The 4,563-nt window shown below is 60.2% G+C and carries 9 protein-coding genes; 4 read left to right on the forward strand and 5 right to left on the reverse strand.

Annotated elements, in window-relative coordinates; all coding sequences use genetic code 11:
- Together BM174_RS20545 and mobQ are read right to left on the reverse strand one after the other, a co-directional pair.
- Nucleotides 1–310: chemotaxis protein CheB (locus BM174_RS20545; RefSeq protein WP_281244882.1), on the reverse strand; the 310-nt coding region annotated here is incomplete at its 3' end.
- A 322-nt stretch (nt 311–632) separates the two neighbouring features.
- Nucleotides 633–1,871, reverse strand: coding sequence for a MobQ family relaxase (mobQ, locus tag BM174_RS20550; protein ID WP_093925650.1), 1,239 nt, complete (start codon nt 1,869–1,871; stop codon nt 633–635).
- 155 nt (nt 1,872–2,026) lie between these two features.
- On the opposite strand from mobQ, the gene BM174_RS20555 reads away from it, so the two are divergent.
- Both BM174_RS20555 and BM174_RS20560 read left to right on the forward strand, forming a co-directional pair.
- Complete coding sequence (locus tag BM174_RS20555) at nt 2,027–2,287, forward strand: hypothetical protein (protein WP_093925651.1); 261 nt, start codon at nt 2,027–2,029, stop codon at nt 2,285–2,287.
- On the forward strand, nt 2,284–2,820 hold the full coding sequence (locus tag BM174_RS20560) for a hypothetical protein (protein ID WP_093925652.1): 537 nt from the start codon (nt 2,284–2,286) through the stop codon (nt 2,818–2,820). The genes BM174_RS20555 and BM174_RS20560 overlap by 4 nt, the downstream gene beginning before the upstream one ends.
- Here BM174_RS20560 and BM174_RS21215 read toward each other — a convergent pair whose 3' ends face one another.
- The 3 genes from BM174_RS21215 to BM174_RS20570 are packed head-to-tail and all read right to left on the reverse strand — an operon-like array spanning nt 2,821 to nt 3,661.
- Nucleotides 2,821–2,985: a hypothetical protein gene (locus tag BM174_RS21215; protein ID WP_177209570.1), complete on the reverse strand. Its 165-nt coding sequence runs from the start codon at nt 2,983–2,985 to the stop codon at nt 2,821–2,823.
- A complete protein-coding gene (locus tag BM174_RS20565) occupies nt 2,982–3,407 on the reverse strand; it encodes a type II toxin-antitoxin system VapC family toxin (RefSeq protein ID WP_093925653.1) in 426 nt (141 codons plus the stop codon). The genes BM174_RS21215 and BM174_RS20565 overlap by 4 nt, the downstream gene beginning before the upstream one ends.
- Nucleotides 3,407–3,661 carry a type II toxin-antitoxin system Phd/YefM family antitoxin gene (locus tag BM174_RS20570; RefSeq protein WP_093925654.1) on the reverse strand — a complete coding sequence of 85 codons (255 nt, stop codon included), beginning with the start codon at nt 3,659–3,661 and terminating at the stop codon, nt 3,407–3,409. Before BM174_RS20570 ends, BM174_RS20565 begins: the two co-directional genes overlap by 1 nt.
- 136 nt (nt 3,662–3,797) lie before the next feature.
- Between BM174_RS20570 and BM174_RS20575 the strand changes: the two genes are divergently transcribed.
- Together BM174_RS20575 and BM174_RS20580 are read left to right on the forward strand one after the other, a co-directional pair.
- On the forward strand, nt 3,798–4,106 hold the full coding sequence (locus BM174_RS20575) for a type II toxin-antitoxin system RelE/ParE family toxin (RefSeq protein ID WP_218152961.1): 309 nt from the start codon (nt 3,798–3,800) through the stop codon (nt 4,104–4,106).
- Nucleotides 4,103–4,381, forward strand: a complete 279-nt coding sequence (locus tag BM174_RS20580; protein ID WP_093925656.1) for a helix-turn-helix domain-containing protein — start codon at nt 4,103–4,105, stop codon at nt 4,379–4,381. The genes BM174_RS20575 and BM174_RS20580 overlap by 4 nt, the downstream gene beginning before the upstream one ends.
- The last annotated feature ends 182 nt before the right edge of the window (nt 4,382–4,563 follow it).

Consider the following 4,563-nt stretch of genomic DNA (forward strand, 5'->3'; position numbering starts at 1 on the left):
TGGCCGGCCGCGCACAGTTTTCCTTCGGACCACGCAAAAGGCGCAACCGTCCGCCCGCGACGATCAGGTGGCGATCCGGCGGCGCTACATAGATGTGACCGGGAAGGATGGTTTCGCCGTCCTCGGCATGTTTGGCCGGGACCGGGCCAGCCGTGTTCAGAAGTGTCGGCAACTCGCTTCGGTACGCGCCGATATGAAGGACAACGAGAACAGGGGCGGAAAATGTACGCGGCAGCGCGGCAACCAAGGACCGCAATGCAGCCACTCCGCCCGCCGAAGCGCCTATAACGATGATTGAGGAACGAGCCATGATAACCTTTGGGTTGGGGGCTGATCTCGGGGATCATGTATCAACGCGGTAGGGCGAGGAAAGTTCAACGGCGCGGTTGTGTTCCGGGCTGCGGTGGGCAGATCGCACAATCATTGGCTTGTCCAGGGTGCGCTCCGAAACGCCGCGCTCAGCAGCTATGCAGGCCAGCAGAACATCCTCCTCCAGATGGGGCTGCAGGAGGTGGAAGCGCGCGATGGCGGTTAAGGGGATCCATCATCCTGATCACTCGCCCCATCGACTAAGCGGCCCTTCGCTGCGCTTGCATCACTGCCCCAGAAACCACCGTTTGTTGAAACCACCCTCACCGTTCGATCCCATGCCCTCGGTCGCGATGGGCTTCCCGCTCGATCTCCTGCTGGCGCTCCAGCTCTCTCACCCGTTCCTGTTCTCGCGCAATCTCCTGCGCGGTGTGCCGCTCCTCGGCCTCACGGCCCTCACGCAACGCGGTTGCACGATCCGCTAAAGCATTCGGGTCGATCCCCGCCGCCGCCTCGCGCAGACGTGCCGCCAAATCCTGCGGGGCTTCCCGCTCCGGCAGATCGGCACCCTGTTCTTTTTCACGGCCCTGCCGCGCCTCCCACGCATCCCGCAACCGCGTGGCAAGGTCAGGTTCTTCCTCGCGGCCGTCACGCCCTCCTGCAAGCGCCATTTCGGACTGCCCAGACCCTAGACGGTCCATGACCCGCTCCGCCGCACGGTCCAGCCAGTCGCGGACCTGTCCGGCCAGCTCCTGTGCCATCTGTCTGACCTCAACCGCCTGCGCTTTGACCTCGTGCCAGACGCGGACGGCGGCAACCTCAATGCCGCGCTCCTTGAGCTGCCACGCCCCAAGAGAAAGCTGGGGTAGAGGCGGGCGGTCCAGCGACATGGCCCGCACAGTCTCGTGCAGCTCCGCACCTTCGTCGCCGCGGTCCCGCGCCGCCGATGCCAGCTCAAGCGCTTCGTCGCGCTGCGCCACTAGCGTCCGGTGATCCACGCGGTCCTCAATGCCCGCCCGCTCTAGGGCGGCGTTGCTGTCCCGCGCCCACGCCTCGCGCCAGCTCTCCAGAACCTCGACCTTGTTCCAGTCGCGGTTCTTGGTGGTAAAGCCCTCGGCGTCGATCTCGCGGGTGGTCAGCAGAATGTGTGCGTGATGGTTGCGCTCGTCTCCCTCACGCCCCGGCGCATGGAGGGCGATGTCAGCCACCATGCCACGGTCAACGAACTGCGCCTGTGCGTAGTCGCGGACCAGGGCGACACGCTGCGCATGGGTCAGCTCGTCGGGCAGGGCCACGCGCACCTCGCGAGCGACCTGGCTGTTCTTGCGGGTCTCGGATTCCTCGACGCGGTTCCACAGCTCGGATCGGTCATGGACCCAATCCGGCGCGTGGTCCGGCGCGAGGATTTCGGTGTGATCGACACCGCCCCGCGCCGCGTAATCGAAGACAAGCCCGGTGCGGCGGTCTTCAATCCGCTCGGCCACGCGGTAGGCGGAAGCCGCCGTGGCGCTGCGGCCCTGACTGCGGGAAATCATCGTTGCGCGTAAATGATAGATCGCCATTCTGGGGCTGCACTTTGCTTAGGGGTTAAGGGGAAACGCCAGTCTCCCCTACCCACACAAACGCGCAGCGTTTGTATAAGTGGGCACTTCGTGTCTTGCTCTCTACCGTGGCCTAAGATTAAAAGCAACTCAAGACGGTGGCAAAGGAGACCAGAATGGCGCGGACAATAGATCAGCAGATCGCAACAACACAGGCAAAACTGGCCCGCCTTAAAACGCGACAGAAAGCCAGCGAAACCCGCCGGAAAATCATCGTTGGGGCCATCGTGACTAATGCCGCTTTGAAAGACCCGAAGATTGCACGCTGGATGGCGGCAACCCTGCGCAAGAACGCCACCCGTGACGTCGATCAGAAAGAGCTGGTTGGGCTGTTGGATGAACTGGATCAGGCAGCGGCCAAGGCGGACCCGGCATGAGCAAGGACCCATTCCAGATACTGGCCGACGAGCTGACCCTGATCCGCAAGGACATGGACCAGTTGCAGCGCACCAGCCTCAACAAGGACGAGGCCAAAACGCTGAACCATGCTGTGATGGGAGCCGTCTTGAGGATGGTGAAGGCAACCGAGGATGCGCCGGGGGAAATTCAGGAAGCGTTGGAATCTGACCGTGACCAGATGGCCCGCAGCGCCACACAAGCCGCGACGAGGGCCGCTGAGAGCGCCATGGCCGGAATCCGGCACGACCTAGACAACGAACGCGCGAAGCTCTCACAGGCCGCCGGAGAGGCCCGTAGGGAAGCTTGGCGCTGGTTTGGCGGGTTCTGGGTGTGGTTGGCGTCTATGCTCGCCACAGGGGCCGTTATTGGGGTGCTGGCGATGGCTTTGATACAAGGACGAGGCGATGCCCGTGAGTTCGGGCAATATCCGCGCATCTACTGCAACCCGGCGGGCGGTGAGGATTTGACCAATACAGCTGGCCGAGAAGGCTGCATGTTCTGGTACGATTGATCAGTCCGGCCATTCCTCGGCGGCGATAACCTTCCGCAAAGATGCCATTGCGGCCTCGTGGCTGACCGTCCGGCCCGCTTTGATATCCGCAATCCCACACTCGATCCCCTCGATGATGGCCTCCTCTGACTTGAGGTGGGGCGCTGTCGGGCTGTTGGTTGTCATGGCATCGGCTCCCACGGATTGATGATCTGAACGCCTGTTGGCTCGAAGTCGGCAACATTGCGTGTGATGATGGGCATAGCGTGGGTGATCCCTGTGGCGGCGATAAGGGCGTCTCGGTCACTGCGGGGGTCTGGGACATGCAAAGCGGCACAGCAAAGCGCCACAGGTCCGTCTACGGGCAAGATACGGCCCTCGAACGCCGGAAGCACGCGATCAGCCATCCAAGCCCTTAAAACGGCGCCTTGCGTGCTGTCACGCCGCTCCATCTGCCTGACGCCCATTTCAAGTTCCAAAAGCGTGATGGCGGACAAAAAGAGCGCGGACGGGTCCTGGGCCCCAGCCCACGCAACGACATTGGCATCCGCCTTGCCTGATTTTGCTTTGCGCAGTTCGGACACCACGTTCGTATCGAGGATGAACATCAGGAAAGATCAGCCGGACGTGTGAGGTCACGCAAACGATCCGGCTCAAAGGATACGTCTGCCGCGTCTGGATCAGCCAGCAAATCGAGAATACTTTCCTGCGGTCCTGTAAGCCGTCTGTAGGCTTCAATGCTAAGCAACACATGCGCAGGTTTGCCTCGGTCGGTGATGAACACTGGCCCTTCCTGCGCAGCCCGCTTTGCACCGCTGGCGTCTTGGTTGAACGTTCGGCTGTTGATCGTTGTCATTCCCATGGGTCACGTCCTTCTAAGCACTTTAATGTAGAAACGTAACTACAAATGGTCAAGTAGTCAAGGTTTCCCAATATCTCCCCCTCTTGACCTTAACGCCTAATTATAACATATATGTTATATGTGGTCAGTAGAGACATTGGACAAGCGTGTGGACCGCGAGCTGACAAAGCTGCCGCGTGATCTGTTTGCCCGGTTCTTATGGATTGCAGACCTGTTGACGGAGCAAGGGCCGGAAAATGTCGGGATGCCGCATGTGCGGTCCCTGTCTGGCGCGGGCAGTCTTTGGGAAATCCGTATGAGCGGCAAGGACGGGATAGCCCGTGCAATTTACGTGAAGGCGTCAGGACAGCGCTTGGTTGTTGTTCATGCGTTCCAGAAGAAAACACAGAAGACGCCAAAGACCGCACTTAAAACAGCCCGCAAGCGGGCGAAGGAGGTAACATGACCAAACTGGCTGACCTGAAAAAAGAGTTTCTGAGCGGCCCTGACAATAAGGCTGCTTACGACGCCCTCGAACCTGAATTTAATCTCGCCCGCAAACTCATTGCAGCGCGGGCGGCGGCTGGCTTGTCTCAAGCCGAAGTCGCCGAGCGCATGGGCACAAAGCAGAGTGAGATTTCTCGCATCGAAGGGGCGCGTCAAAATATCAGCATCGAAAAGCTGGCCCGCTTTGCTGATGCTGTAGGCGCCAAACTGGATATCCGCCTCGATCCCGTTTGAGTGCGACACCTGCCAAACACCCTCTTAAACCAATCCATATTTACCAAAAAAGCGCGAAGCGCCTTTCTTGTTCTATAAGTTCTAAGAGTTCACGCCTCATAAGCCCTTGTTTATAAGCAACCTTTGCTTTCTGAGGCTAGGAATCCAGCCGCTTAAGCTAGGAATCCAGCCGCTTAAGCTAG

The sequence above is a fragment of the Sulfitobacter brevis genome (assembly GCF_900112755.1).
GTDB classification, from domain to species: Bacteria; Pseudomonadota; Alphaproteobacteria; order Rhodobacterales; family Rhodobacteraceae; genus Sulfitobacter; species Sulfitobacter brevis.

What these genes read in the sequence shown, in the direction of transcription:
- mobQ (WP_093925650.1), bottom strand. Translation starts at nt 1,871, where the DNA reads ATGGCGATCTATCATTTACGCGCAACGATGATTTCCCGCAGTCAGGGC.
- BM174_RS20555 (WP_093925651.1), top strand. Translation starts at nt 2,027, where the DNA reads ATGGCGCGGACAATAGATCAGCAGATCGCAACAACACAGGCAAAACTG.
- BM174_RS20560 (WP_093925652.1), top strand. Translation starts at nt 2,284, where the DNA reads ATGAGCAAGGACCCATTCCAGATACTGGCCGACGAGCTGACCCTGATC.
- BM174_RS21215 (WP_177209570.1), bottom strand. Translation starts at nt 2,985, where the DNA reads ATGACAACCAACAGCCCGACAGCGCCCCACCTCAAGTCAGAGGAGGCC.
- BM174_RS20565 (WP_093925653.1), bottom strand. Translation starts at nt 3,407, where the DNA reads ATGTTCATCCTCGATACGAACGTGGTGTCCGAACTGCGCAAAGCAAAA.
- BM174_RS20570 (WP_093925654.1), bottom strand. Translation starts at nt 3,661, where the DNA reads ATGGGAATGACAACGATCAACAGCCGAACGTTCAACCAAGACGCCAGC.
- BM174_RS20580 (WP_093925656.1), top strand. Translation starts at nt 4,103, where the DNA reads ATGACCAAACTGGCTGACCTGAAAAAAGAGTTTCTGAGCGGCCCTGAC.